General features: G+C 43.2%; 2 protein-coding genes. One reads left to right on the top strand and one right to left on the bottom strand.

Annotation, left to right across the window (positions count from 1 at the left end; genetic code table 11):
- Positions 1-198, bottom strand: a 198-nt coding sequence (locus tag E0L37_RS21295) for an EVE domain-containing protein (protein WP_133493632.1), incomplete at its 3' end; no start/stop codon positions are given.
- Between the two features lie 79 nt (positions 199-277).
- Here E0L37_RS21295 and E0L37_RS21290 point away from each other — a divergent pair.
- A partial coding sequence (locus E0L37_RS21290; RefSeq protein WP_205655678.1) for an acyl-CoA thioesterase domain-containing protein occupies positions 278-526 on the top strand: 249 nt, incomplete at its 3' end.

Raw genomic sequence — 526 nt, 5'->3', positions numbered from 1 at the left:
AGCGATACCTGCAACACCCACCTGTTCGCAACTTGAATGATAAATCATCACCAAGTCACCTTGCTTGATACCATCGCGCAGAAAGTTGCGGGCTTGATAATTACGCACGCCATCCCACATAGAGGTTTGCTCAGGTGCGTCTTTTAGATCATCAATTGAAAATGCATCGGGTTCGGTTTTAAAAAGCCAATAAGCCATAATGAGGCGCTCTTACAAAGATTTACTTCCAATTAGTATATAGTATCATTAAACGCTCGTCGTGATTGAGGCTAAATCAATGAGCCAAGTATTAGATGACCTACTGTCATTAATGTCGTTAGAAGAGATTGAGCAAGGCTTGGATCGCGGGCAAAGCCAAGATTTAGGATTTAGAGCTGTATTCGGTGGCCAAGTAATGGGCCAAGCTCTATCTGCCGCAAAAGAAACATTACCACAAGGGCGTATTGTTCACTCTTTACACTCTTACTTTTTGCGCCCTGGTGATGCTGCAAAGCCGATTGTCTATGATGTAGAGAATATCCGTGAT

Origin of the sequence: Alcanivorax sp. 24, from assembly GCF_004360225.1 — a bacterium.
GTDB classification, from domain to species: Bacteria; Pseudomonadota; Gammaproteobacteria; order Pseudomonadales; family Alcanivoracaceae; genus Alloalcanivorax; species Alloalcanivorax xiamenensis.
This window is presented reverse-complemented; position numbering and strand designations above follow the sequence as displayed.